This is a genomic window from Streptomyces sp. WAC07094 (assembly GCF_036320405.1).
Lineage (GTDB): Bacteria > Actinomycetota > Actinomycetes > Streptomycetales > Streptomycetaceae > Streptomyces > Streptomyces lannensis.
In genome coordinates this window covers 7563379-7586699 of the sequence record NZ_JAVMJZ010000001.1, presented here as the reverse complement: position 1 = coordinate 7586699, position 23321 = coordinate 7563379, and the positions used below count along the sequence as shown (strand labels likewise).

Here is a 23321-nt window from a genome sequence, read left to right as displayed (position 1 = left end):
ACTCGGCAGGCCGCCGAGCAGTACCGGCGCGACCGCCTGCTGGCCTAGGGCAACGGGCGTCGCGGCGGCTGCACCGCCGAACCTTCCCTCTGGTTGTACACCGGGGGCGTCCCGTCCGGCCGTTCGGGCCGGGGCCTGTCCCTTCTCGTCGGTCGCCTCCTGGTCGTGAAGCGGACGCGGGCCGTCGGGCACGTCGGGGAGCTCGAAGGAGTACCGGCCGGTCGGACGTGTCAAGGATCAGCGACACTGGACTCGCCCGGCATCGCCTCCCCCACTACAACGCCTTGGTGTGGCAACGGTACGCGGATCACGCTGCCGGCCGACCCAATCGCTTCAGCAGGTCGACACTCGCTGTCCCCGCCTCGCAAGGGTGGCCGGCAGCTTTGCAGCGGGCTGGCCCACGCGGCTCTCACCAGGTTGTTCAGCACCGCCGCATGCAGACCCCGCCAAGCCCAACTAGGGTGCGATCCATGGCTAGTGGTGATTCCTCAGTGTCCCGCGACAGCCGCCGCATCGAGTTGCGGGAGTTCCTGCGCAGCCGCCGCGCCCGGGTCTCGCCCGCTGATGTCGGGATGCCGGCGGGCGGACGGCGACGTACGCCGGGGCTGCGCCGCGAGGAGGTCGCGGTCCTGGCAGGGGTCGGGGTGTCGTGGTACACGTGGCTGGAACAGGGGCGGGACATCAAGGTGTCCGAGGAGGTCCTCGACGCGATCGCGCGGGTGCTGCTGCTGGATGTCGCCGAGCATGCCCATCTCTACCGGCTGGCCGGGTTGAACGCGCCTGAGATTTCCGCCCGGCCCTCGGTGGCGCCCTCGCCCGAAGTGCAGCGGTTGTTGGATTCCTGGTCGCCGCGGCCGGGGTATGTCCGCGACCGCCATTGGAACTTCACTGCTGTCAACGACGCGGCGCGCGTGGTGTTCGGCTACGGCGACGACGACCACAACTGCCTCGTCTCCTTCTTCACCAACGCCCGCTACCGGGTGCTGCATCGTCACTGGGCCGAGACCGCTGCCGACGTGGCCGCCGCATTCCGAGCCGACGGTGCGCGCTACCCCGACGATGGGGAGTTCGAGCGCATCGCCGCCGACCTGGCGGCCGTCAGCCCCGAATTCGCCGAGCTGTGGGAGCGCCACGATGCGGCCGAGCACACCCACGCGGTGAAGGCGGTCGATCATCCGGAGGCCGGGACGCTGGTCTTCGATGCCACGCTGCTGCCGCTGCCCGAACACCCCGGCCACCACCTGATCCTGCACAACCCCCGTTCCGGAACCGACACCCAGCTCCGTGTGGAGGCCCTGATGCGGCAGCCCAGCCTGGTGGTGCCACACCCCGGATAAGCGGACACTGCCCACGACGCCGACGCGCCCGCAGGATCATTGCCATGAACAGCAGCGAGACGCAGATCAAGGCAGTGATCATCCCTGAGTTCGGCGAGGCCGAGGTGCTCCGTGTCGCCACCGTGGCGGTTCCCCAGCCCGGACCGGGCCAGGTCGCCATCGACGTGGCCTACGCGGGCGCCAACTTCGCCGAGGTCCTCTACCGGCGCGGTGTGGTCGACGTACCGCTGCCCTTTGTGCCCGGCATCGAGGTGGCGGGCCGGATCCGTGCGGTGGGCCGGGGCGTTGAGAACCTGGTCGTCGGGCAGCCGGTGGCGGCGCTCACGATCGTCGACAGCGGCGGCTATGCCGAGGTGGTGGTCACCTCCGCGGACCTGGTCGCGCCGTTGGACGGCCAAGGCATCGGGATGGATGTCGCCGCGGCGCTGCCGTCCAACGGCACCACCGCGTTCCTCGTGCTGGACCGGGTGGCCCGCATCGAGCCCGGCGAGAGCGTCCTGGTCCACGCGGCTGCCGGCGGCGTGGGCAGCCAACTCGGCCAAGCGGCCAGGCTACTGGGTGCCGGCCGGGTGGTCGGCACCGTCGGCAGCGCGGCCAAGATCAAGACCGCCCGGAGCTTCGGCTACGACGAGGTGATTCTGCGCGATCAGATGGCCGACGCCGGCGAGTTCGACATCGTGGTGGACATGGTGGGTGGTCCGGTCCGCCACACCAGCCTGGACCGGCTCGCTCCGATGGGGCGACTGGTGGTGATGGGCAACGCCTCCGGTGCCGTCGACGTCGGTATTCCAGCCAACGAACTGTGGTTCACCAACAGGACCGTCTCCGGATTCAACCTGGCCGCCTTCGCCGCCGCCTTCCCCGAGGAGACCGGTCGGGCCGTGCGCCGCGCGGTGGCGGCCGCAGCGGCAGGGGACCTGAGGGTGCAGGTCGAGGCCCTGCCACTGGAGCAAGCCGCCCAAGCCCACCAACGCATCGAATCGGGCGCTACCACCGGCAAGCTCGTGCTCGACGTCACGGCCCCGTGAACCACGACCGTGGGATCCTGCTCAGGCCATGTCATACGTCCTGACGCGTCGTTGACCTCGGCATGGGGCGGGGTACGTCGAGTACCCAACGGTTCGCCGCCGCCGATGCGACGAGTGGGCAGCCGAATGCGCAGCGAGAAGGGCATGCGCTGGGGAGGACGCTCCCTCGTGGTCGCAGCATGACCCGCAAACCCAGTGAACCCATGCGGTCACAGCACCAGGTGGCAGGGCAGACGCCCACCTCACCGCGTGTCAGCGGCGCCTGCTCCGGCGCCTGCCGCGGACGAGGTGCTGGGCCACGAGGTGTCCCGACCCGGCGCCGAGGCCGGGGCCGGGGTGGGTCGAGGCGCCGATGTGCCACAAGCCGGGTACAGGTGTGGCGTGCCGGGCCGCGCTGGGTAGGGGGCGCCACAGCAGGGCCTGGTCGAGTTCGGCCGAGCCGCCGTAGGGGTCGCCGTCGACCGCGTTCGGATTGTGCGCCAGCAGGTCCGACGGTGTGACGGCGTCCCAGGCGAGCAGCTTCTCCGGCAGGTCGGGCGCGTGAAGTGCGATCCTGGCCAGGACTCGTTGGACGTATCCCTCGGTCAGCTCCTTCGTCCAGCGGCCCTGGGCGTCCAGTTCGCCCGCCGCGTCGCCGGTCGGCTTGTAGGGCAGTTCCTGGAGCTGGATCCACAAGGTCGCCGCGCCTTCCGGCACGCGTGAAGGGTCCAGGACATACTGCTGGCCGACGACCAGCGTGGGCCTGCGCGGCAACAGCCCCGCCTCGGCCTCCGCGCACGCGATCGCGGTGCTCGCGGACCCGTCGCTGAGATGGACCAGCGGAATGTCGGCCAGGCGTGCATCACGCCAGCCGAGCGGGGCGGAGAGGGCGACATGGAGCTGCATCGCGGCGCGTCCGTACCGGTAGCGCTGGGCCTCGTCACGGATGGCGGGCGGGACGGGCGCGTCCTGTGGCAGAAGCTCCCCATACAGCGCGGTCGGGGTCACCGAGGCCAGGACGGCGTGGCGGGCCCGGACGGTTTCGCCGTCGGTGGCGACACCCGTGACCCGGCCGCCCGTGAGGAGCAGCCGCTCCGCCGACTGTCCCGTGAAGACGTGCACTCCGAGCTCGCCGAGCAGCGCCTCGAAGGCCTGGACGAAGTTCCGGGCGCCGCCCGCCACCACGGGCACGCCGAAACCATGCAGGGTCGCGGCCATGACAGGCAGCATCAGCCCGCCCAGGGCGTGGTCCGGAGACAGTCCGGCGTGCAGCAGCCAGGGTGTCCACAGCACATCAGGCTCGTCGCCGCGGAAGGTGCCGCGGCAGTAGGAGCGGCCGCTGGTCACGGCGGCGCGCAACCACTCCTCGGTGCCACTGAAACGCTCGCGGCGCAGCAGTTTGAGCACATGCCGGAGCACACGGGGCGAGCGTGGCTCACCACCCAGGATGCCGCCCAGCGCGTCGGCGTTGTCGAGGAACCTCTGCAGCGTGGTGAGGTAGGCGATTCGGTCCTCGGAGTGGCGGAACATCTCCGTAGTGGCTGCGGCGTCCCGGTGGGCGAGGACCACGCGGCCTTCGTCGGTGACGGTGCCCGTGATCAGTCCGTCGGTGTTGCGGTACTCCAGACCGTGACGGTGCAGGTCCTCACCGAGGGCGGCGTAGGCCCCGCCGGACACGAACAGCGGGTGCCACGAGGAGTACGTGTCGTGCAGGTAGCCGGGCAGAGTCCGCTCCTCGGTGGCGATAAAGCCGCCCAGCCGGTCGCTTCTTTCTACGAGGGCCACCGACCAGCCGTCCTTGGCCAGCTCGGCGGCGGCAACCAAGCCGTTGACGCCGGACCCGATCACGACCGCGTCGAAGGTAGGTGTCATCAGCGCTCCTCATGCGTGAGGTGTGGGGTGCCAAGGCTCCACCTGAGCGAGCCACCGTCGGCGAGGACGAGGGCGTGACTCCCGCCGACCCAGCCTTACCGTCGGACACCCGACTGTCCAACGCTTGTAGCAGCTGCCCCGAGCCCTGACCATCTCGCCGGGCAGTACGTTGTTCGCGAGTCGGCCGGCGACGCCGCCGTAGGACCCGATGCCGGTGGCTTCCTGGTGGTTGTCCGGGCCGGTCGGGACTGACTGCGTGAGCTGCGCGGACCCACACGCCGCTGTGGACGGCACCCACGCACCGGGCCAGAACCGGGCTCGTCCAGCAGCGTCCTAGCGCGGTCCCGAGCCGGGTGCGCAGTCGGCGGACGCGTCCGGTGGTTTCCTGGTGGCGATGGTCTCCCGGAGCCGCTCCTGCGCTTGGGCTGGGGCGCCCGCGGTCACCAGTGCCTCTGCTGTCGCGCCTGCGACCGGTGCCACGTCCAGGACCCGCGGAAGGGCCAGCGGTGCCTCGGCGGCCAGGCGGGCGCCGATGTGGTCCCGTAGCATCTGTTGGTCGTTCTGGAGGGTGCCGCCGCCCAGGACCACCGGGGTCGTGGTGCGCAGCAGACGCAGTCGGCGCAGCAGGGCGACAACCATGGTGACGATCTCGTCCCCGAGGCGTTCCACAATGCTGCGGGCCACCGCGTCCCCGCTCTCGGCGGCCGCGAAGACCAGCGGTGCCAGGCCGTGCAGCGCGGTGACCTGGATCTCCCCGGCGCTGACGGCCAGCGCGACGGCTTCCACGCTGTCGAGCCCGAAGTGCGCGGGCAGCTCCCGGCGCAGTCGGGTCGCCGGTCCCCGCCCGTCGCCCGCGCGGACGGCGGCGCCCAGGCCGGCCCGGGCCACCGCGAGTCCGCCGCCCCAGTCCCCGGTGATGTCCCCCAGGGAGAGGAACCGGGCCGAGCGGCCGCCCGGATGGAGAGCGGCGGCGTTGATGCCGGCGCCGGACACCACGGCCACCCCCCAGCCGTCCGGCGCGCCGGCCCGCAGGACGGCGAGGGTGTCGTTATGCACGACGGTTCGCTCGGCCACACCCAGCTGTGTCAGCTGTCGCTGGGCCAGCCGTTCCTGGGCCCGCCGGTCGACGTTGGCGAGGAAGTATGCGCCGGCCGTCACCGGAGTCGTTTCGGGCAGGCCGGCCTCGGCCAGCGCTTGCCGGCCGAGGCGGGCGAGTCGTTCGGTGGTGGCCTCCATGCCCTCCGTGTGCGGGCGGGTGCCCGCGCCGCGTACCCAGGACAGCAGTCGCCCGTCGGTGTCCGCGAGGACGAGGTCGGTCTTGGAGTTCCCGCCGTCGACTCCCACGACGAGATCAGGCATCGGCGGCCTCGCTCGCGAAGAACCGGGGCAGATGGCGGCGGTTGGCCTCAAGCAGGGCGTCGAGCAGAGTGGCGGCGACACCCCATTCGCGTACAAGCGGGTTGGCCATGAGGGCTCGCCGTGCGACCGTGCGGTCGCCGGTCAGGGCCGCTTTCACGGTGAGGGTCTCGTAGGCGGTCACTGCCTGGACGAGACCCAGCATCTCGGGTGGCAGCGGTGGCACGGGCACTGGACGAGGCCCTGCTGTGTCGACGTCGGCCGCCACTTCGACCACCGCTTCGTCCGGCAGGCCGGCCAGTAGCCCGTCGTTGCGGATGTTGACGTAGTGATGGGCGCCGTCGCCGGTCAGCAGGCTGGTGACCAGGGCTGCGGCGGCTTCGCTGTAGTAGGCCCCACCCCGCTGCTCCAGCAGGTCGGGTTTGCTGTCGAGGGCGGGGTCCGCGTAGAGCGTGAGCAGTTCCTTCTCGATGGCGAGGACCTGTTCGGCGCGATGTGCGCCGGCCTGTTGGGTCCGGATCTCCTCCTGTGTGCAGTAGAAGTAGTGGAGGTAGTAGGAGGGGATGGCGCCCAGGTCGCGTAGTGCGCCTGCGGGGAGCCGGACTTGTGCAGCGAGTTCGTCGAGTGTCCCGCCGGTCAGCAGGTCGTGCAGCCGGTCCAGGCCGTCCACGGTGACCGAGCGGATCCAGGACAGGTGGTTGAGGCCTGCGTGGCCGAGGCGTACCCGGTCGGGGTCGGTGCCCAGCAGGGCGGCCAGCTGCCGTTGGAACTTGATCGCCACGTTGCACAGGCCGACGGCGCGGTGTGCGGCGTCCACCAGGGCGCGGGTGACGATGCCCACGGGGTTGGTGAAGTCGACGATCCAGGCGCCGGGCTGGGCCCGGCGCCGTACCTCCTCGGCTATGTCGAGTACCACCGGCACGGTGCGCAGGGCCTTGGCGAAGCCGCCGGGGCCGGTGGTCTCCTGGCCGAGCAGGCCGAAGTCGTTCGGCAGGGTCTCGTCGACCAGCCGGGCCGCTTGGCCGCCCACGCGCAGTTGGACGAGGACGGCGGCCGCGCCGTCCACCGCTTGGGCCAGGTCGGTTGTGGTGGTCAGCCGGCCGGGGTAGCCGTGCCGGGCGAGGATGCGGCGGGCCAGGCCGCCGATGACGTCCAGGCGTTCGGTGTTGATGTCGTGCAGGACGAGTTCGTCGACCGGCAGCACGTCGGCGCGCCGGGCGAAGCCCTCGATCAGTTCGGGTGTGTAGGTGCTGCCACCGCCGACAACGGTGATTTTCACTCGTGCTCCCAGGTGAGATGTGGCGGGTCAGCCCTTGACGCCGGTCAGTGCGATGCCCTCGACGAAGACCTTCTGCGCGAGGAAGAACAACACCAGGACGGGCAGCAGGAACAGCAGCGAGGCCGCCATCTGCAGTTGGTAGGCGTTCTGGTGTCCGTTCTTGGCGAGCTGGCTGAGGGCGACGGCCAGGGTCTGCCCGGTGTCGCTATTGCCCGTGTAGAGCAGCGGGTTGTAGAAGTCGTTCCACGCGTAGAGGAAGGCGAACAGGCCGACTGCCGCGATGGCCGGGCGGGCCATCGGGATGAGCACCCGCCACAGGATGCGCAGTTCGCCCGCACCGTCCACGCGAGCCGCCTCGGTGAACTCGTCCGGGATCGTGAGGAAGAACTGGCGCAGCAGAAAGATGCTGAACGCGTCGCCGAAGAACGACGGCACGATGAGCGGCTTGAGCGTGCCCACCCAGCCGGCGTGGGCGTACATGACGTACAGCGGCAGGCTGGTGACCTGGGCCGGGATCATCATTGCGGCCAGGACGACCAGGAAGACCGCCTCCCGGCCGCGCCACCGCAGCCGGGCCAGTGCGTAGGCCACGGGCACCGAGGAGACGACGACGCCGATGGTGGAGAGTCCGGCGTAGAGCATGGTGTTGAGCAGGTCGCGGCCGAACGGCATGGCCTTGAAGACTTCGCCGAAGTTGCCGAACTCCCAGGGTGAGGGCCACAGGGAGCCGGTGCCGGCCTGGTGCTGGGTCATGAACGCGGTGAGCACGCAGACGGTCAGCGGCAGTAGGAAGCACAGTGCGACGGCGATGGCGGGCGCGTGCTCGGCGACTACGTACAGCGCACGGCGCCCGGTACGCTGCTTGGTGAGTTGAAGAGTGCTCATCGGCCACCGCCCGAGTAGTGCACGAAGCGGCGCGATGCGCGGATGAAGACGACGGTCGCCGCGAAGATGACGAGGAACAGCAGCCAGGCCATGGCCGAGGCGTAGCCGGTCTTGAAGTACCCGAAGCCCTGCCGGTACAGCTCGGTCGAGTAGAAGAGCAGCGAGTTGGCGGGGTAGCCGATCAGGTCGTTGCTGGATGAGGTGGCGTTCGCGGAGCTGGAGGCGACGAACGCCTCGGTGAAGTACTGGAACGTGTAGATCATCCCGGTGAGCAGGGCGAAGAAGATGACCGGGGAGATCGCCGGGAGGGTGACGCTGCGGAACTTCTGCCAGGTGCCCGCGCCGTCGAGTTCGGCCGCCTCGTACAGCTCGCGGGGCACGTCGAGCATGGCGGCGGAGAAGATGACCATCACGTTGCCGCTCGCCCACAGCGCCATCAGGACGAGGCTGGGCTTGGACCAGGCGGGGTCGGAGAACCACCCGGGTCCGTCGACGCCGAAGAGGTTCAGCAGCCGGTTGAGGGGGCCGACCGGGTTGAGCAGAACGATGAACGACAGGGCTGCGGCCACGACCGGCACCATCGACGGCAGGAAGAACAGTGTGCGGTACACGGCCCGGCCGCGCTTGACCCGGATGATCACCCAGGCGGTGAACATGGCCCAGGCGGTGCGCAGCGGCACCATGACGAGGACCATCCACAGGGTGTTGCGCACGGACACCCAGAAGGTGTCGGACTGGGTGAACAGGGCGTGGTAGTTGCGCAGTCCTACGAACTGGACCGGCCGGTAGGAGCCGGCCTGGAAGTCGGTGAGCGAGTAGTAGAGCGTGGCGATCACCGGGTACAGCACGAAGACGCAGAACCCGATGATGAACGGGGACAGGAAGGCCAGTACGACCCACCAGCGGGCTCGGCTCGGTCGGCGCCGCCCGCCCCGGGCGGTGCGCTGGTGCGCCGTGCCCGGGGCGTCGCCGACGGGGGCGAGAAGGGTCGTCATCGCTACTGCCCGCTCTGGGAGTTGAGGTCGTCGATCTTCTTGCCGACCTCGGCGAGACCGCTCGCCACGTCCTTGACCTTGCCCTGTTCGTAGTCGAGCAGGAACGCCCGCCAGGCGTCGAGGTCCTCGATGCCGGCCGGGGTGAGCGTCTTGTAGGAGGAGTGCTTGTTCTCGAAGATGTCGACGAACGGCTTCCAGTGCGGGTCGTCGCGCTTGTCCCAGGCCTTGAGCGCGGCGAACGTGGTCGGGACGTTGTAGACGGTGTCGGCGAGGGTGTTGAGGAACGCGGTGTCGGTGGTGAGCTGCTGGAGCGCGAAGAATGCCTCCTGCTTGTGCTGCGAGCCGGCCGACAGGTAGGCGACGGTGCCGAGGGTGCTGCCCGCGCCGTAGGTGCCCGACGATCCGTCCAGGACCGGCATCGGCACCACGCCGTAGTCGAAGTCCTTCTTCTCCGAGGCGATCTCGCCGACGTGCCACTCGCCGTCGAGCTCCATGGCGGCGGCGCCGGTCAGCAGCGGGTTGCCGGCGTCGTCGGCGTGCGGCTGGTAACGGCCGACGAACTTCTGCACGTTCGCCTCGCCGTAGTAGTCGATCAGCTCCTGGTCCCACTTCAGCAGTTGCTGCCACTTGGGGTCGGAGGCGAAGGTGGTCTTCCCGTTGCCGGCGTAGAAGTCGGTGCCGCTGTGCGCACCGGTGAAGAGGTAGCGGTTGACGTCGTAGTCGGAGCGCGGCACGAAGCCGTATGTCTTGATGGAGCCGTCGGAGTTCTTGGCCGTCAGTTTCTTTGCATCGGCGGTCAGTTCGGCGAGTGTCTTCGGCGGCTCGGTGATGCCGGCCGCCTTGAACATCTGCTTGTTGTAGTAGAGCGCGAAGGCGTCGGTCAGCAGCGGCAGCGCGCACTGCTTGCCCTGGTAGCGGGTGTAGGCCAGGGTCGCGGCCGGGAAGGTCTTCGCTGCGTCGATCTTGGCCGAGGTCAGATAGGGGCCGACGTCGGCGACCGTGCCGTTATAACAGAACTTCGCCACGTTGTCGGGCACGGAGCTGATGAAGACGTCGGGCGGGTCACCCGCGGCGACGGCCTTGGCGTAGGCGGCGTCGTCCTTGTTGGGCACGAACTTCACGGTCAGCCAGGGGTACTTGCTGTGCAGCTGGTTCAGGGTCGCCTTGAACGCGGCCACCTCGTTGGGCAGGTGGTTGAACGTCCAGACGGTGACCGTGGTGGCCGTGTGCGAGGCGCCTGGGGATATGGCGGACTGGGGCTGGGAGTCGGAGGGCCCGGTGGAGGTGCAGCCTGCCAGCAGCAGGACTCCGGCGGCCGTGACGGCCGCAGCCCCGGTGATAGGTTTGAACACTGATCGTCCTTCCTCGGAGACGGGATTTCCTGGGTGCCGGATCGGTCGTCGGTCGACGGGCGCGGCAACGCCCGGTGACCAGTAGCGGCGATGCTGTCCGGCAAGACAGCGTCGCCGCGATGTTTCTCAGGACGGAGTCGATGGCTCAGCCTGCGGCACGGGAGTGGTGGCGGCGGCGAAGGCAGCCTCGCGGGCCAGCTTCGCCGACATGGTCGTGGCTCCGTTGAGCACGGCGTCCTGACCCAGCCCCGAGGCGACGATGGGCGGCCGGAAGGTAGTGAAATCGGCCAGATGACGGGCGACCGGCTCGAGCAGCAGATCGCCGTTGGCGCCGATGGCGCCGCCCAGCACGATGAGCGCCGGGTCGATGAGGGGGACGACGCAGGCCACCACGTAGGCGACGCTGCGGGCGGTGTCGTCGACGATCGCCAGCGCGCCGGGATCACCGGCGCGGGCCAGGTCGAAGACGGCGCGCGGGCTGCCATCACCGGGCAGGCCCAGCCGTCGCGCCTCGGCGCTGATGTAGCGGGCGCCCAGGTGTTCCTGCACCAGATCCCGGCGCTGCCCGACCGGTGCGATCATGCGGTCGCTGGGCAGGTAGCCGGCTTCACCGGCGACCCCGGTGGCGCCGCGCCGGACCCGCCCGTCCACTACCAGTCCGAGGCCGAGCCCGACACCGAGGCTCACCAACACGAAGTCGTCGGTCTCGGTGCCCAGACCGTGCGTGCGCTCGGCCAGCGCCGCGAGGTTCACATCGTTCTCCAGGACGAGCGGCACCGGGACCGCCCGGCCGAGCGCCTCGCCAAGCCCCTTCCCGGCGTCCGGCAGCCCCGCCGCGTACGACAGCCGGCGCCCATCGGGCCCGACCGCGGCAGGCAGGCCCGCAACGACCTGGGTGATCTCCTGCAGCTCCCGGCCGACTTGCCCGGCGAGGCCCGCGCACATGTCCAGGACCTGTCCGACGAGGGCGTCGGCACCCCGCTCACCGTGCTGGCCGGTCTCCGCCCGCGCCCGGATCCGGCCGGTGACGTCGGCGACCGCGGCGCGGATCCGCCGGTGCCCGACGTCGACACCGATCCCGAAGGCGCAGTCGGCGTTCACCCGGTACTGCGCGGGGGCCGGTCCCTTGCGGCCGGTCGCCGGGCCGACCTCGGTGATCACCCCGCGCTCCAGCAGCAGTCCGACCGCGGCGGCCACGGTCGGCCGGGAGAGCGGGATCCGCCCGGCCAGGTCGGTGGTCGTGACCGGGCCCGCCTCGTCGATCGCCTCAAGGACGGCACGACCGTTCAACGAACGCAGCAACCGCTGCGGACCTGCTGGATAACGGCGGGTCACGGTGCCCTCATCTCGCCATCAGCGCCCTGTAAGAAAGAAAGTTGCTTATTTATACGCGCGGGCCTGGCCGGAATCAACCCTCCGAGCGTCTTCCGTGAGACGGCGGTCAAGTCCGCTTGTACGCCAGGCGAGGCCGGGAGCGGTCTGAAGGCCACGGCTTGAAGTGCCCAGCACGTGCACGAGGGTCATCTCCGGTCGGGCGCAGGGGCGTCCGGCCCGACGAGCTCGTCGTCTTCAAACCTGTCAGCGCGACCGTCCAGGACCCTCGCGGTGCCACGATGTGCGCCCGCCCGGCCCCCCAGCTCCCCCTCGGCACCGAACTCACGGTCACCAGCGCAAGCAACCGGGAGCCGGCCCTGCCGCAGCCAAAGACAGGTGGCCGTGTAAAACACATGCGCCAGCGCCGCGTTCACGAGATCGTGGTGCATGGCCACAGACGCATACAGCTGGCACTTCACGCAGGACGTCGAGGAGCTCCTCGACCGAGCCGGGGAGTTCCTCTGGTCCGAGCCCGCGTTGCACACCGTCCAGCTGACGGTCAGCGAGATGGTGCGGACGAACGGGATCACCGCGTACGGCGAGGATGCGCCCTACTTCGGCCGGCTCGTGGGCGATGACGGTACCGTGCGCGCCACCGTCATGCGCACGCCCCCGTTCCAGCTCCAGCTCACCGCTCTCCCCTACGGGGCGGCTGACGCACTGGCCGTACTGCTCGTCAAGGACGGCCGGGCGGTTCCGTCGGTCTTCGCTCCGTCGGAAGCGGCTGCCGAGTTCGCGGCCGCCTGGGAGCGACGCACCAAGGCCACCGCCCGGCTCGCGATGAGCCAGCGCCTCTACCGTCTCGGCACTCTCACCCCGCCTGAGCCCGCGCCCCCTGGGCGCGCCCGCGCCGCCGTGACGGACGACCGCCAACTGCTCGCACAGTGGTATGACGAGTTCTGCACGGACATAGGCGAGGAGACCCGGCCCGACCCGGGGAGCTGGGCCGAGAGCCGACTCGCCCAGGGCGGGGTCGTGCTGTGGGAGACCCCCGACGGCACACCTGTCTCCATGGCGAGCGCCTCCCCCGAGGTCGCCGCGCAGGTCCGCGTCACCACCGTCTACACCCCCGCCCCGCTGCGCGGCCGCGGCTACGCAGGGGGCGCCACCGCCGAGGCCAGCCAAGCCGCGCTCGACTCGGGGGCCAAGGAGGTCCTGCTCTTCACCGACCTGGCCAACCCTACGAGCAACGGCCTCTACCAGCGGCTCGGCTACCAGCCGGTGGCCGACTTCGCGACGCATGAGTTCGGGGACGCCACCACGAAGGGCTGACAACTCCTCAGGACCACAGCAGGTTTCTGGCCCACCGCGTACGCAGGCCCTCGACGCCTCGCCCTGGTAACAGTGGTACCAGGTGTAGCAGGCCTGCCAGCGGATCCCGAAGCACCGGCAGGGCATGGCGACGTTCCCGGTGACCTCTCCGACGCGGCGTATGACGGCCAGGCACCGGCCAGGCACCGCTTGGCCTCACGCTCAAGCGGCGGAGTGAGGGGCGTGGACTTCGGCATGTGGGTCTCCGTAGTGACCGGAAACCCAGGTGTCAACGATGATCGTCAGTTTTGGAGTGGGAGCGTTGAGGTTGGCGTTCTGCTGGGTGACGTGACTGGTGTAGTGGTGGTGGGCTTCGGTGTGGGTGGCCTGGATCAAGCGCGCGACCGATGGCGGTGGCGACTGTGACGACGGCGGCGATCGGCAGAGTGATGAACAGGGCGCTGGTCAGGGTCACGGCGGCGAATCCTTGGCGACACGATCACCTACGATCCGCAGGTGCTGACGCTGCTGCGCCCGCATCACCCGAGGGGATCCCTTGCGACAGCGACTACCCCTTCGACATGGCGCAGCCCGACCCGGTCGGCTTCCTGCTGGACAACGGAATGGATGCCGCGGCTCTCAAGGGGACGGCCGCCGGTTCCTGGGCGTGAAGGCTGCGGAGACTGCAGTGATGCTTGTACTCGCCCACGGAACCTGACGCCCACGCCGGATGACGTGAATCCTGGCGTCCCGTCTGCTGGAGCGGCAGGGCGCTCGGGCCCACTCGCAGCACAGGATCGATGTGGAATGCGTGCGCCTCCACCGCCAGCGCTGGTGTCAGTAGGTCACGATCGCTACCACCGACCCGCCTCACCGAGTGCCGCTCGTTGTCCTGGTCTTTGTCCGGTTCACCGGCGGGCATCGCAGTTCGTCGCCGTCCGCTCATCGCGTCGGACCTGCAGTGTGCCCCCCGGACGCCCCCGAAAAGCCACGCGGACAGTTGGAAAGAGTCCGGGCTGGCGACATCGCCGGGAGGAAAAGGCCGACGGGGACCGTGCATCGTACCGTCGCCGTCGTGGATGCGGCCCGCAGGTCCATAGTCGCCGTGACTTTGGCCGTGAGCTCGCGCGTTTCCCCGGAGAATCATCGGCGGGCAGGCCTGCACCCGGGTCGTGGATGTCAGGAGTTGCGTGGGGCTACCAGGCCGGATTCGTAGGCGAGGACGACGAGCTGAGCGCGGTCACGGGCGTGGACCTTGGTCATGGCCCGGTTGATGTGGGTTTTCGCGGTCATCGGGCTGATCACCATGTGGTCGGCGATCTCGTCGTTGGACAGTCCCTGCGCGACCAGTGCGACGGCCTCGCGTTCGCGGTTGGTCAGCTCTTCCAGTCCAGTGCCGGCAGTGGTGTTGAGCGGCTGGGCGACGTACCGGTTGATCAGCTTTCGGGTGATGGACGGTGCGAGAAGGGCGTCGCCGCGGGAGGCGACGCGTACGGCGTGCAGGAGGTCTTCCGGCAGGATGTCCTTGACGAGGAATCCGGCGGCGCCGGCGCGCAGCGCGTTAAAGATGTATTCGTCCATACCGTAGTTGGTCAGGATGACGACGTGCACCTGGGCCAGGGCCGGGTCTGCGGCGATGAGCCGCGTGGCCTCGATGCCGTCGACGACCGGCATCTGGATGTCGATGAGCACGATGTCGGGCAGGTGTTCCTTGACCAGCGCCAGGCCCTCGTTCCCGTCGGCGGCCTCGGCCACCACCTCGATGTCGTCTTCGAGGTCGAGGAGTGCGCGGAATCCGCTGCGAATGAGTGGCTGGTCGTCGATCAGCAGGACGCGGATCACGACGTCTGCTCCACGGGGAGTTCGGCCTGGACGGTGAAACCGCGCTCGCCGCGCGGTTCGGCGCGCAGTCGGCCGCCGAGAGCGGTGACGCGTTCGCGCATGCCGAGCAGCCCGAGGCCGAGCGTTGGCGCGGTGTCCGGCGTGGCCTTGCCGTCGTCGTCGATGCGTATCGCGAGGGCGTCGGGCCGGTAGTCGATCCGGACCGACGCGGTGGCGGCGGCGGCGTGGCGGGCGATGTTGGTCAGCGACTCCTGAACGATCCGGTAGGCGGTCCGGCCCACCGCGGTCGACACATCGGGCCTCTGTCCCTTGATGGTCAGCGTCGTCTTCAGACCGGTGCTGCCGGCCCGTTCCACCAGCTCGGGGATGTGGTCGAGCCCACGGGGCGGTGCGGTGTCGTCGTCGCGCAGCGCTTGAAGGGTCGCGCGCAGTTCGCGAGTCGCCTCACGTCCGGCTTCCTGGATCGCCAGCAGGGTGTGCGGCACCTGCTCGCCGCGCCGACGGGCCAGGTGAACGGCAACTTCGGACTGCACCTTGATGATCGAGATCTGGTGGGTGAGCGAATCATGCAACTCACGTGCGATGTGCAGCCGTTCCTCATCGGCCCGGCGTCGCGCGGTCTCCTCACGGGTGCGCTCGGCTTCGTCCGCCCGCCGCTCGGCCTGCCGCACAGCCTCCCCTGCGGCAAAGGCGGCGATCAGCCAGGCCAACTCCAGGACGCCGCGGGGTCGAGCGAGCGCCTCGCCCACGGGCCCGTCGTGGAAAACCAGTGCCGTCAGGTTCAGAGCGACCAGCATGGTCACGGACGCCGCCACCGTGATGGCACGGTGCCCGGCCCGCACCGCGCCGTAGACCGCGACCAGGTACGACACGGCGAGCACGTCGAAACCGGCCGCCTGATACCCCACCGCGCACAGCCCGGTGACGGCCAGGACAACAAGGGGAGCCCGGCGGAGCGCGGCCAGCGCCAGTCCGCCGGCCGCCAGCAGCGCGTAGCCGATCAGATCGGGTCCCGTGCCGGGGTGCTCTCCGGACCACCCTGTGCCCAGCAGCAGCGCCGCCACTCCGGCGGCGATCGCCCAGTCTGCGACACCGGCCGGGACACGGATCCGTCCTTTGACCATGCGCGCACCCTAGCCGGATGACGCGGCGGGCGAGTCCCCCTCGTGGACGAGCGGCAGGCTACCGCCCACGCGGTAGCTTCGCGGCGCCTGCCGCAGCGGCGGCAGCACAAAGTGTCTGCGTCTGCGGAACGACCGGCGGTGGGTCCGTCGGACATGCTCAGGCCCTGACCAGCCGCAGGACGAGAAGGAGTACCTCATGGCAGACGGATTTACGCTTGCCGCAGCAACGGCAGGGCACGCCTTCGCCCAGTCGGCCCACGTCGATTCATACACCCTGACCGCCGCGCGATTGTGGGCCTCCTCGGCCGCGCTGCTGGGGCTGGCCGGCGCGGTCATCGGCGGGTTGGCGCTGGCACGTTCCGCCCGCCGTATCGGCAACAGCGGGAAAAGGGGGGCTGTCGTGGCCCTGGTGTCCGGGTTGATCGCCGTGCTCAACGGTGCGCTGAATCTGGCCGTCGCCGACGGTGGTCCCGGCACCGGCAACGGAGTAGTCGGTGGCGCCCTGGCCTTGGTGCTGGGCCTGGTCGCCATGGCCCTCGGCGGGCTGGCTCTGGCCCGCTCCCGCCGCGCTGCCGCACCGACTGACCACAGCGAATACGAGCGCACGTTCGGGTCTGCCTGAAATCTTCCCCCTGTTCGTCGGCTCCTGGGCACGTTCTTCGACACGCGAGAGCAGCCCGACGGCCTGGCCGAACGTTCAAGGAATACCAGTCACAATGGCGCATCCCTGGATCGTGGTATCCAGCCGTGGAGTGGAAGGACCGCCCACCGCATGGCGGTACAGCAGCAATCCAGATCTGTGATCGAACTTGTAAGGCGAATGTCAGCCCGGGCGGAGCGGGGAACGGGGCAGCGGAGTGCAGGCGCAGCCCGGGCCCGATTGCGTACCCCCGCGAAGGCCCTCGTTGTCCTGATCTTTGTCCAGTGCGCGGATGGCCGTTGGCGTTCAATGCTATGCGCGCACTCCGTCTGAGCTGCGGCGCGAACGCATACGAACGCCACCGACCGGGGACGCAGACAGTTGGAAAGCGTGCAGGAAATAGGGGCTAGGTCCAATGCCGTTGCCTTTGCTGTGGGCGTAGTCTGCTTGGCAGTGGGTCTCGGGGGTGGTTCGGGTGGCTGCGAGTGTGTCTGACTTATCGGGTCTTGGCTTGTTGACCTGGGTGTATCCGCCAGGTTTGGTGGATCGGGTGGTGGCCGCGTGTGGGCGTTCTGAGCAGCGTCAGCGGCTGCTTCCCGCCCGGTTGGTGGTGTACTTCGTGCTGGGGCTGGCCCTGTTCTCGCCTGCTCCGTATCTGGAAGTGATGCGGCACCTCGTCGAGGGACTGCGGGGTGTGGGCCTGCTGGGTACCTGGCGTGTTCCGGCGAAGTCCTCGCTGTTCAGGGCTCGGGAGCGGCTGGGATCCGAGCCTTTGCGGGTGCTGTTCGCCGCGACCGCGAAGCCGATGGCCACTGAGGCGACTCCCGGTGCGTTCTGGCGGGACTTACGGCTGCTGGCCGTCGACGGAACCTGCTGGGACGTCGCGGACAGCGAGGCGAACGAAGCCGCTTTCGGACGTCCCGGCAGTGGCCGTGGGTCGGGCAGGAGTGCGTTCCCGCAGGTGCGGATGGCGGCGTTGGTGGAGGTGGGCAGTCATGCGGTGCTGGATGCGGAACTCGCCGGCTGCCGCACCGGGGAAGTCACCCTGGTCGCCCGCCTGCCCCGGTCGGTCGGCCCGGGTCAGCTCGTCCTGGCCGATCGTGAGTTCCTCGGAGTCCCGTTGTGGCAGGCGTTCACCGCGACCGGCGCCGACCTGCTGTGGCGAGTGCCCGCCAACCGCGTCCTGCCGGTGATCAGGCAGTTCCGTGACGGGTCGTGGCTCTCTCATATCCGGGCGAGCAGTGGCCCCGCCCGGGATCAGCCGGTCGTGGTGCGTGTCCTGGCCTACCGGGTCAAAGAACAGGCTGGCGCGGACGGGGGTGACGGATACCGCCTGGTCACCACTTTGCTGGACGCCCGACGGTATCCGGCCCGGCAACTGGCCGCGCTCTACCGCGAGCGCTGGGAGATCGAGTCCGTCTTCGCCGAGATCAAGACACACCAGCGCGGCGCACGCGTCGTCCTCAGCAGCAAGACACCCGAAGGTGTCCGTCAGCAGATCTGGGCACACCTCCTGGTCCACCACGCACTGCGCGAGCTCATGCTGAGAACGGCTGCCACCCGTGGCCTGGACCCTGATCGGGTTTCCTTCACCGAGACCCTGCGCTCTGCCCGGCGCAGCGTGACCGTCACGCCGGGCAGTTTTTCCCCCTGACCTCCTGGTCAGAGCACTGGTGATGCTCGAGCAGGACCTCCTGGAACGACTCCTGCCTGTCAGACGGCTCCGCAGCCAGCCCCGCGTCGTGAAACGCAAGATGTCCAACTACCACCTCAGACGAGCCGAGCATCGTGCCTGGCCGCAGCCGACCCGCACCGGCACGCAAGCCGTTCTCGTCATAAGACCCCAACCGGCGAACCCGTAAAAGCAACGGCATTGGGGCTAGGTCTGGACTAGCCCACGCTCGCGCAGCCAGCTGATGTGCTCGGCGGAGAAGTACGCCTTGTCCGCACGGAGTTTGACGGGTCGGCGCCGCCGTGGTCCCCGGCGGGACCGGACGGCGGGGATGCCGAGGATGAGCGGCTTGAGGGCGAGACTGTCGTGCATGTTTGCACCTGATACGGCGACGGCGAGCGGGACGCCCTGGGCGTCGGACAGCACGTGCAGCTTGCTGCCCTTCTTGCCGCGATCGACCGGGTTCGGCCCCGTCAGTAAGCCCCCCTGTTGGCGCGGACGGAGGCCGCGTCGACGATCGCCGAGGTCCAGTCCACTTCGCCCCGGGCCCCGAGTTCGTCCAGCACCGCCCGATGCAGCCGACGCCAGAGGCCGACCCCAGTCCATATCGTGAAGCGGCGAAGCGCGGTGGCGGAGGACGTGCCGAACGTCGGCGGCAGATGCCGCCAGGCACAGCCGCTGGTCAGCACGTACACCACTGCAGTGAACACGGCCCGCTCGTCACGCGGAGCGGTCCCGCCACCTTGCGGTCGAGCCGCGAACGACGGCAGTAACGGGCGACCAGCTCCCAGAACTCGTCAGGAACCAGACGCTTCGACAGATCAGCACTCACGGCCGGCATCATGCCGCCCGAACATCAAGTCATGTGGCACAGCGTTTTATGCCTTGACTGATGCGGCCGATCTGGCGGCCTGCTCGATCTTCGCGCAGTAGGCGGCGCGGGCTTCCTCATCGATCTGCAACTCGTGTTCGGGGCGCATTCCGGTTCGGCCGTCGACGCCTTCGCGCAGGATGTCGGCGTGCCCGGCATGCCGGTTGGTCTCGCCGAGGACATGGACCAGGATGGCGAACAGGTTCGTGTTGTTATAAGGCTCCGGCCACCACGGCACGTGGCCCGGGGCATCGAGGGCAAGCTCGCCTATCGTCGCGTCTGAGTGTTCCCACGTACGCCGGTAGGACTCGATGATCTGATCACGCGCCTCGTCCTCAGTCGCCCACAGATCGCTGCCGTCGTGGTCCTGCCACCGGGGCAGCGGTTCCGGGGACGGCCGGTCGAAGACCTCGCCCAAGTACCTGGCCTCGACGCTGGCCACGTGTTTGACCAAGCCGAGGAGGTTGGTCCCGGTCACTGTCAAAGGCCGGCGGGCGTCGTATTCGGACAGGCCGTCGAGCTTCCAGAGCAGCGCCTTGCGGTCCCGCCGCAGTCTCCCGTGCAGGTTGTCCTTCGCGAATTCACCGATCATGCGACAGGAGCCTGCCATGGGCTGCTCGCGGCCTCAAGATCCCGTACGTGGACCGCAACGACCAGCAGAGCCGAAGCCTGGCCATGGCCGCCGCCCTGAGCCACTACAAGGAGTCGTGGAACTTGCCACGTGAGACAACCTCTTAGTTCAGAGAAGTGCCACCGGCACTCCCACCGCCGCGAACGTGACCGCGCCTCGCGCCTCGGCATTGTCTCCTTTGGAGCCCTGCCAGACGAGGAGCATCGTCACTGACCCACAAGCTGCCGTGAGACTCAGTCCTCCGAAGAAGAGCGATCGCCGATCAGTCCTCGGGTCCGGCACGGTGGACCATTGGCTTCAACAGGGCACGCCAAGCGTGGCCCCGTGCTTGACTCGGGGCCCCGTGGGCCAGGTGCCGGCGGGTTGAGACGGTTACTGACTTCGGCGTCGTAGGGTCTGGGTCTTCGTCGGGCCTGGTGACGGCGTCCGCTTTGCCTGGTACCCCGGAGGTATGCGGTACGCAGATGGGGGCGGGCTGACCGCCGAGCAGCGCAAGCGCCGCGAAGAGATAAGGATGCAGGCCGTCGACCTCTTCGAGGAGCGTGTGAAAGTCCCGCGCATCGCCCGGGAGTTACGGGTGAGCGAGAAGTCCGTCTACCAATGGCGCCGTGCCTGGAAGGCAGGCGGGCGGGAAGCCCTGCGGTCCAAGGGGGCCCCGGGCTACGACTGTCGGCTCGGCCCCCACCTTCAGGCCAGACTCGCCGCCTGGCTGGACGAAGGACCGGCCGCACACGGCTGGACGGACGACCAGGTGTGGACCGCCGCCCGGGTACGCACACTGATCGGGCGGAAGTTCCACATCTCCTACAGCGTCTCCGGGGTGACCCGGCTGCTGCACCGGATGGGCTACAGCGTGCAGATGCCTGCCCGGCCCGCCGCCGAGCGCGACGAGGACGCGATCACCGCATGGCGGGAGGCGACCTGGCAGGAGGTAAAACCTTCCGGGCGGCGACCGGCGCGTTCATCTGCTTCGAGGACGAAGCAGGCGTGACCGGCCGGCCGCCCAAGGGCCGCACCTGGGGCCGACGCGGGATCACCCCGACGGTGCGCGTTGCCGGGCGCAGCCGTGGCCGCCTGTCGGTGGCCGGGCTGCTGTGCTTCAAGCCGGGCCTTCCCGCCCGCCTGTGCTACCGGCTACGCCGGCACACCGGCCGCAAGGACGAGCGCCGCTCGCTGGGCGAGAGCGACTACATCCACCTACTCGACGGCGCCCACCACCTGCTCAAAGCCCCGCTGATCGTGGTGTGGGACCGGCTGAACACTCACATCTCCAAGGCGATGCAGGCGCTCGTGGCGCAGCGCGAGTGGCTGACGGTGGTGCTGCTGCCCGGATACGCGCCCGAGCTCAATCCGGTCGAGGGCATCTGGGCACACATCAAACGGAGCCTGGCCAACCTGGCCGCCCGCCCCCTCACCAACCTCGAGACCCTGCTCCGCAGACGGCTCAAGGCACTGCAGTACCGGCACGCCATCCTTGACGGATTCCTCGCCGGAACGGGCCTCACTCTCGACAGACCGGACTGACCCTACGACGCCGAAGTCAGTAACACATCGACGCAGGTCAGAGTGGGTCTGGGCTGTGATACCGGGATGCTCTTGAAAACCGTCATGGCGCGAGCCACCGTGGGTTCAAATCCCACACCCACCGCGCGGGTGAACGAGCCCTGACCAGGCGAATCGATCAGGGGCCGTTGCGTTGTGCTGTGGCCGCTCCACACCGGAGTTCCCCGGGGTTCCCTCGTGGGATCGGGCACGGACGGGGCGCGGGCAACTACTGATCCGTAGCTTGAGTAGTCCTGCAGCACGAAGCGAGAGATGCCGTTATGCGCGCTTGACGACCAGCACGGCCACGTCGTCAGGTGGTCTACCGCGACCGCGGCGCCGAGGATTCGGTCAGCGATCGCCTCGGCGTTCAGTCCGTCACGGAGAGCTTGGCCGGCCAGTATTCCGGCCCGCTCCAGTCCGGCTTCGAGCGTCTGGCCGGCCCCTCGACCACACCATCGGTCAGCATGACCAGAGCGCTGCCTTCGTCCAGCGTGAAGGTCTCCTCGAGGTAGTCGGTGCCTGTCAGGACTCCCAGCACCGGACCGCCCAGCAGCTCGCGGATGTCACTGCTGTCGTCCTCGCGTGCGCACAGCAACGGCACATGCCCCGCGCTGGCACCGGTGACCTGTCCGTCGCGTGGATCGATGTACAGCATCGTGCAGCTGGCGAACCGTGCCGCGTTCATCGTGATAAGCAGCTCGTTGGTGCGCGTCAGCACGATTCCCGAGCCCGCCCGATGACCTGTTCAAGGCGACCCCCAAGGGTCGGCTGTCGCCGGCCAACGGTAGCGATCTGCTCGGCGCACACTTTGAACAGGTGGACACCGTGACGTGGCAGGACCAGTTGCGCTTCACGGACCCCGAGCCCTTCATGCTCTTCTACCAGCCCGGCCACAACCAGTGTTGCGCCTCCTCCGAGCCCGACGACCGCCTCGGGAGGACTTCTTCCACGAGCTGCGCAATCGTGTCCGCACCCAGGTCATCCAGACGATCGAAGCGAACGGGTACTTGGCGGTGACGAAGTACACCGGAAGCTTCCTGTGCCGTTGATCATCAAGGATGGAAGAACGGGTTGTCGCCCAAATGGTGCAGGATCCATTGCTAGCGTCGGCGTGTGCCGTGCCGACCGGTACGGCGTGCCGTCCGACCGAGAGAGACCTGATGTCCCCGACGATCCGCAGGGCCGTGATCCCCGCCGCCGGACTCGGCTCCCGGCTGCTGCCGCTGACCAAAGCCACGCCGAAGGAAATGCTGCCGGTCGGCGACAAACCGGTGATCGAGCACACCGTGCGCGAGCTGGTGGACTCCGGCATCACCGACATCACCATCGTCGTCTCCGGCGGCAAGAGCTTGATCCAGGATCACTTCCGGCCCAACCCCGCCCTCGTAGAACAGCTGCGCCGTGATGGGAAGACGGCGTACGCGGCCGCGGTGGAGGAGGTCGCCGAGCTAGCCCGCAAGGGCCACATCACCTACCTCGACCAGCACGGCCCGTACGGCAACGGTACGCCTGTGCTGAACGCCGCCCGCTCCTTCGGCGACGAACCGGTACTGGTGCTGTGGCCGGACGACGTGTTCGTGGCCGAGGTCCCGCGAGCCCAGCAACTGGTCCGCGCCTACGAACAGACAGGCTGCCCCGTCCTGGCTCTGATGCCGGTGGACCCCGCCGAGTCCCAGCGCTACGGCGTGCCCGTTGTCAAGGAAGACCTCGGTGACGGCCAGTTGCGCATCACCGGCCTGATCGAGAAGCCGAAACCGGCTGATGCGCCATCCCCGTACGCGGCCATCGGCGGCTATGTGATCACTCCCGGCATCGTTGACGAGCTGCGCGAACAGACACGCCGCTGGTACGAGCACAAGACCGGCGAGGTGTACCTGACCGACGCCATCAACGCCTACGCTTCTACCCGGGCGGTGTACGGGCAAGTCATCCAAGGCCGCTGGTACGACACCGGCAACCCGGCCGACTACCTCGTCGCCCAGATGGCCTTCGCCCTCGCCCACCCTGAGTACGGGCCCGTCCTGCGCGGCCTCGTCCGGGAACTCGACGACGACCGCGCCGACTCCAGCGTGGACGCCACATCCATGCCCTGAGCTGCCGCTCTCCTTTGTTCGCCCAGGTCAGCGCCCGAGTGGCCCGCAAAGGCCGGCCACCGGTGCTGATCTCTGACCTGATCGACATCCAGCCGAGAACAGCGGAATGCTTCGCAGCCTTGACCGCTGAGATTTGGTCCGACTACCTGGAAAGTCGCTACCCTGCCCGGATGTGAAGGTCACGAAGCGGCGCGG

Annotated in this window: 21 protein-coding genes; 8 read left to right on the top strand and 13 right to left on the bottom strand. The window is 69.0% G+C overall.

All coding sequences use genetic code 11. The features are described 5' to 3' along the window. Window positions 1-470: 470 nt before the first annotated feature. Window positions 471-1337 carry a helix-turn-helix transcriptional regulator gene (locus RCR19_RS33990; protein ID WP_331268594.1) on the top strand — a complete coding sequence of 289 codons (867 nt, stop codon included), beginning with the start codon at window positions 471-473 and terminating at the stop codon, window positions 1335-1337. 44 nt (window positions 1338-1381) lie between these two features. Continuing rightward, entirely contained in the window at window positions 1382-2365 is a 984-nt protein-coding gene (locus RCR19_RS33985; protein WP_331268593.1) for a zinc-binding dehydrogenase, read from the top strand. A 252-nt stretch (window positions 2366-2617) separates the two neighbouring features. Here RCR19_RS33985 and RCR19_RS33980 read toward each other — a convergent pair whose 3' ends face one another. From RCR19_RS33980 to RCR19_RS33950, 7 genes are all read right to left on the bottom strand, one after another. Continuing rightward, window positions 2618-4216: an NAD(P)/FAD-dependent oxidoreductase gene (locus tag RCR19_RS33980; protein WP_331268592.1), complete on the bottom strand. Its 1599-nt coding sequence runs from the start codon at window positions 4214-4216 to the stop codon at window positions 2618-2620. Between the two features lie 333 nt (window positions 4217-4549). Beyond that, a complete protein-coding gene (locus tag RCR19_RS33975; protein ID WP_331268591.1) occupies window positions 4550-5575 on the bottom strand; it encodes a BadF/BadG/BcrA/BcrD ATPase family protein in 1026 nt (341 codons plus the stop codon). Next, window positions 5568-6851, bottom strand: a complete 1284-nt coding sequence (locus RCR19_RS33970; RefSeq protein ID WP_331268590.1) for a 6-phospho-beta-glucosidase — start codon at window positions 6849-6851, stop codon at window positions 5568-5570. Before RCR19_RS33970 ends, RCR19_RS33975 begins: the two co-directional genes overlap by 8 nt. A gap of 27 nt (window positions 6852-6878) precedes the next feature. Continuing rightward, window positions 6879-7736, bottom strand: coding sequence for a carbohydrate ABC transporter permease (locus RCR19_RS33965; protein ID WP_331268589.1), 858 nt, complete (start codon window positions 7734-7736; stop codon window positions 6879-6881). Beyond that, window positions 7733-8731, bottom strand: coding sequence for a sugar ABC transporter permease (locus RCR19_RS33960; protein WP_331268588.1), 999 nt, complete (start codon window positions 8729-8731; stop codon window positions 7733-7735). The genes RCR19_RS33965 and RCR19_RS33960 overlap by 4 nt, the downstream gene beginning before the upstream one ends. A gap of 2 nt (window positions 8732-8733) precedes the next feature. Then, on the bottom strand, window positions 8734-10083 hold the full coding sequence (locus RCR19_RS33955) for an extracellular solute-binding protein (RefSeq protein ID WP_331268587.1): 1350 nt from the start codon (window positions 10081-10083) through the stop codon (window positions 8734-8736). Window positions 10084-10209: 126 nt separating this feature from the next. Next, window positions 10210-11418, bottom strand: a complete 1209-nt coding sequence (locus RCR19_RS33950; RefSeq protein WP_331268586.1) for an ROK family transcriptional regulator — start codon at window positions 11416-11418, stop codon at window positions 10210-10212. Between the two features lie 426 nt (window positions 11419-11844). On the opposite strand from RCR19_RS33950, the gene RCR19_RS33945 reads away from it, so the two are divergent. Further along, on the top strand, window positions 11845-12729 hold the full coding sequence (locus RCR19_RS33945) for a GNAT family N-acetyltransferase (protein WP_331268585.1): 885 nt from the start codon (window positions 11845-11847) through the stop codon (window positions 12727-12729). A gap of 1158 nt (window positions 12730-13887) precedes the next feature. On the opposite strand, the gene RCR19_RS33940 is transcribed toward RCR19_RS33945, so the two are convergent. Next, window positions 13888-14550, bottom strand: coding sequence for a response regulator transcription factor (locus RCR19_RS33940; protein ID WP_331268584.1), 663 nt, complete (start codon window positions 14548-14550; stop codon window positions 13888-13890). Next, complete coding sequence (locus RCR19_RS33935; RefSeq protein ID WP_331268583.1) at window positions 14547-15674, bottom strand: histidine kinase; 1128 nt, start codon at window positions 15672-15674, stop codon at window positions 14547-14549. Before RCR19_RS33935 ends, RCR19_RS33940 begins: the two co-directional genes overlap by 4 nt. Before the next feature lie 196 nt (window positions 15675-15870). On the opposite strand from RCR19_RS33935, the gene RCR19_RS33930 reads away from it, so the two are divergent. Both RCR19_RS33930 and RCR19_RS33925 read left to right on the top strand, forming a co-directional pair. After that, the gene (locus RCR19_RS33930; RefSeq protein WP_331268582.1) at window positions 15871-16296 is read left to right on the top strand and encodes a DUF6223 family protein; all 426 of its coding nucleotides are present in this window, start codon (window positions 15871-15873) and stop codon (window positions 16294-16296) included. 484 nt (window positions 16297-16780) lie between these two features. Beyond that, window positions 16781-17968 (top strand): IS4 family transposase, encoded by a 1188-nt coding sequence (locus RCR19_RS33925; protein ID WP_331268581.1) that lies wholly within the window; start codon window positions 16781-16783, stop codon window positions 17966-17968. 225 nt (window positions 17969-18193) lie between these two features. Here the strand turns inward: RCR19_RS33925 and RCR19_RS33920 are convergent, their stop codons facing one another. From RCR19_RS33920 to RCR19_RS33910, 3 genes are all read right to left on the bottom strand, one after another. Continuing rightward, window positions 18194-18463: a transposase gene (locus RCR19_RS33920; RefSeq protein ID WP_331269631.1), complete on the bottom strand. Its 270-nt coding sequence runs from the start codon at window positions 18461-18463 to the stop codon at window positions 18194-18196. Continuing rightward, window positions 18460-18756 carry a transposase gene (locus RCR19_RS33915; protein WP_331269630.1) on the bottom strand — a complete coding sequence of 99 codons (297 nt, stop codon included), beginning with the start codon at window positions 18754-18756 and terminating at the stop codon, window positions 18460-18462. The genes RCR19_RS33920 and RCR19_RS33915 overlap by 4 nt, the downstream gene beginning before the upstream one ends. A 108-nt stretch (window positions 18757-18864) precedes the next feature. Continuing rightward, window positions 18865-19449: a DinB family protein gene (locus RCR19_RS33910; protein ID WP_331268580.1), complete on the bottom strand. Its 585-nt coding sequence runs from the start codon at window positions 19447-19449 to the stop codon at window positions 18865-18867. A gap of 490 nt (window positions 19450-19939) precedes the next feature. On the opposite strand from RCR19_RS33910, the gene RCR19_RS33905 reads away from it, so the two are divergent. Both RCR19_RS33905 and RCR19_RS33900 read left to right on the top strand, forming a co-directional pair. Continuing rightward, the gene (locus RCR19_RS33905; RefSeq protein ID WP_331268579.1) at window positions 19940-20479 is read left to right on the top strand and encodes a winged helix-turn-helix domain-containing protein; all 540 of its coding nucleotides are present in this window, start codon (window positions 19940-19942) and stop codon (window positions 20477-20479) included. After that, window positions 20395-21012, top strand: a complete 618-nt coding sequence (locus tag RCR19_RS33900) for a transposase (RefSeq protein ID WP_331268578.1) — start codon at window positions 20395-20397, stop codon at window positions 21010-21012. Before RCR19_RS33905 ends, RCR19_RS33900 begins: the two co-directional genes overlap by 85 nt. A gap of 388 nt (window positions 21013-21400) precedes the next feature. Here the strand turns inward: RCR19_RS33900 and RCR19_RS33895 are convergent, their stop codons facing one another. Further along, window positions 21401-21751, bottom strand: a complete 351-nt coding sequence (locus tag RCR19_RS33895; RefSeq protein ID WP_331268577.1) for a PP2C family protein-serine/threonine phosphatase — start codon at window positions 21749-21751, stop codon at window positions 21401-21403. Between the two features lie 442 nt (window positions 21752-22193). Between RCR19_RS33895 and RCR19_RS33890 the strand changes: the two genes are divergently transcribed. Further along, window positions 22194-23126 (top strand): UTP--glucose-1-phosphate uridylyltransferase, encoded by a 933-nt coding sequence (locus RCR19_RS33890; protein WP_331268576.1) that lies wholly within the window; start codon window positions 22194-22196, stop codon window positions 23124-23126. Window positions 23127-23321: the final 195 nt, after the last annotated feature.

Bases quoted from the DNA above. Each gene is read 5' to 3' on its own strand.
- RCR19_RS33990 (WP_331268594.1), top strand. From the start codon at position 471: ATGGCTAGTGGTGATTCCTCAGTGTCCCGCGACAGCCGCCGCATCGAG.
- RCR19_RS33985 (WP_331268593.1), top strand. From the start codon at position 1,382: ATGAACAGCAGCGAGACGCAGATCAAGGCAGTGATCATCCCTGAGTTC.
- RCR19_RS33980 (WP_331268592.1), bottom strand. From the start codon at position 4,216: ATGACACCTACCTTCGACGCGGTCGTGATCGGGTCCGGCGTCAACGGC.
- RCR19_RS33975 (WP_331268591.1), bottom strand. From the start codon at position 5,575: ATGCCTGATCTCGTCGTGGGAGTCGACGGCGGGAACTCCAAGACCGAC.
- RCR19_RS33965 (WP_331268589.1), bottom strand. From the start codon at position 7,736: ATGAGCACTCTTCAACTCACCAAGCAGCGTACCGGGCGCCGTGCGCTG.
- RCR19_RS33960 (WP_331268588.1), bottom strand. From the start codon at position 8,731: ATGACGACCCTTCTCGCCCCCGTCGGCGACGCCCCGGGCACGGCGCAC.
- RCR19_RS33945 (WP_331268585.1), top strand. From the start codon at position 11,845: ATGGCCACAGACGCATACAGCTGGCACTTCACGCAGGACGTCGAGGAG.
- RCR19_RS33935 (WP_331268583.1), bottom strand. From the start codon at position 15,674: ATGGTCAAAGGACGGATCCGTGTCCCGGCCGGTGTCGCAGACTGGGCG.
- RCR19_RS33930 (WP_331268582.1), top strand. From the start codon at position 15,871: ATGGCAGACGGATTTACGCTTGCCGCAGCAACGGCAGGGCACGCCTTC.
- RCR19_RS33910 (WP_331268580.1), bottom strand. From the start codon at position 19,449: ATGATCGGTGAATTCGCGAAGGACAACCTGCACGGGAGACTGCGGCGG.
- RCR19_RS33905 (WP_331268579.1), top strand. From the start codon at position 19,940: ATGCGGTACGCAGATGGGGGCGGGCTGACCGCCGAGCAGCGCAAGCGC.
- RCR19_RS33900 (WP_331268578.1), top strand. From the start codon at position 20,395: ATGGCGGGAGGCGACCTGGCAGGAGGTAAAACCTTCCGGGCGGCGACC.
- RCR19_RS33890 (WP_331268576.1), top strand. From the start codon at position 22,194: ATGTCCCCGACGATCCGCAGGGCCGTGATCCCCGCCGCCGGACTCGGC.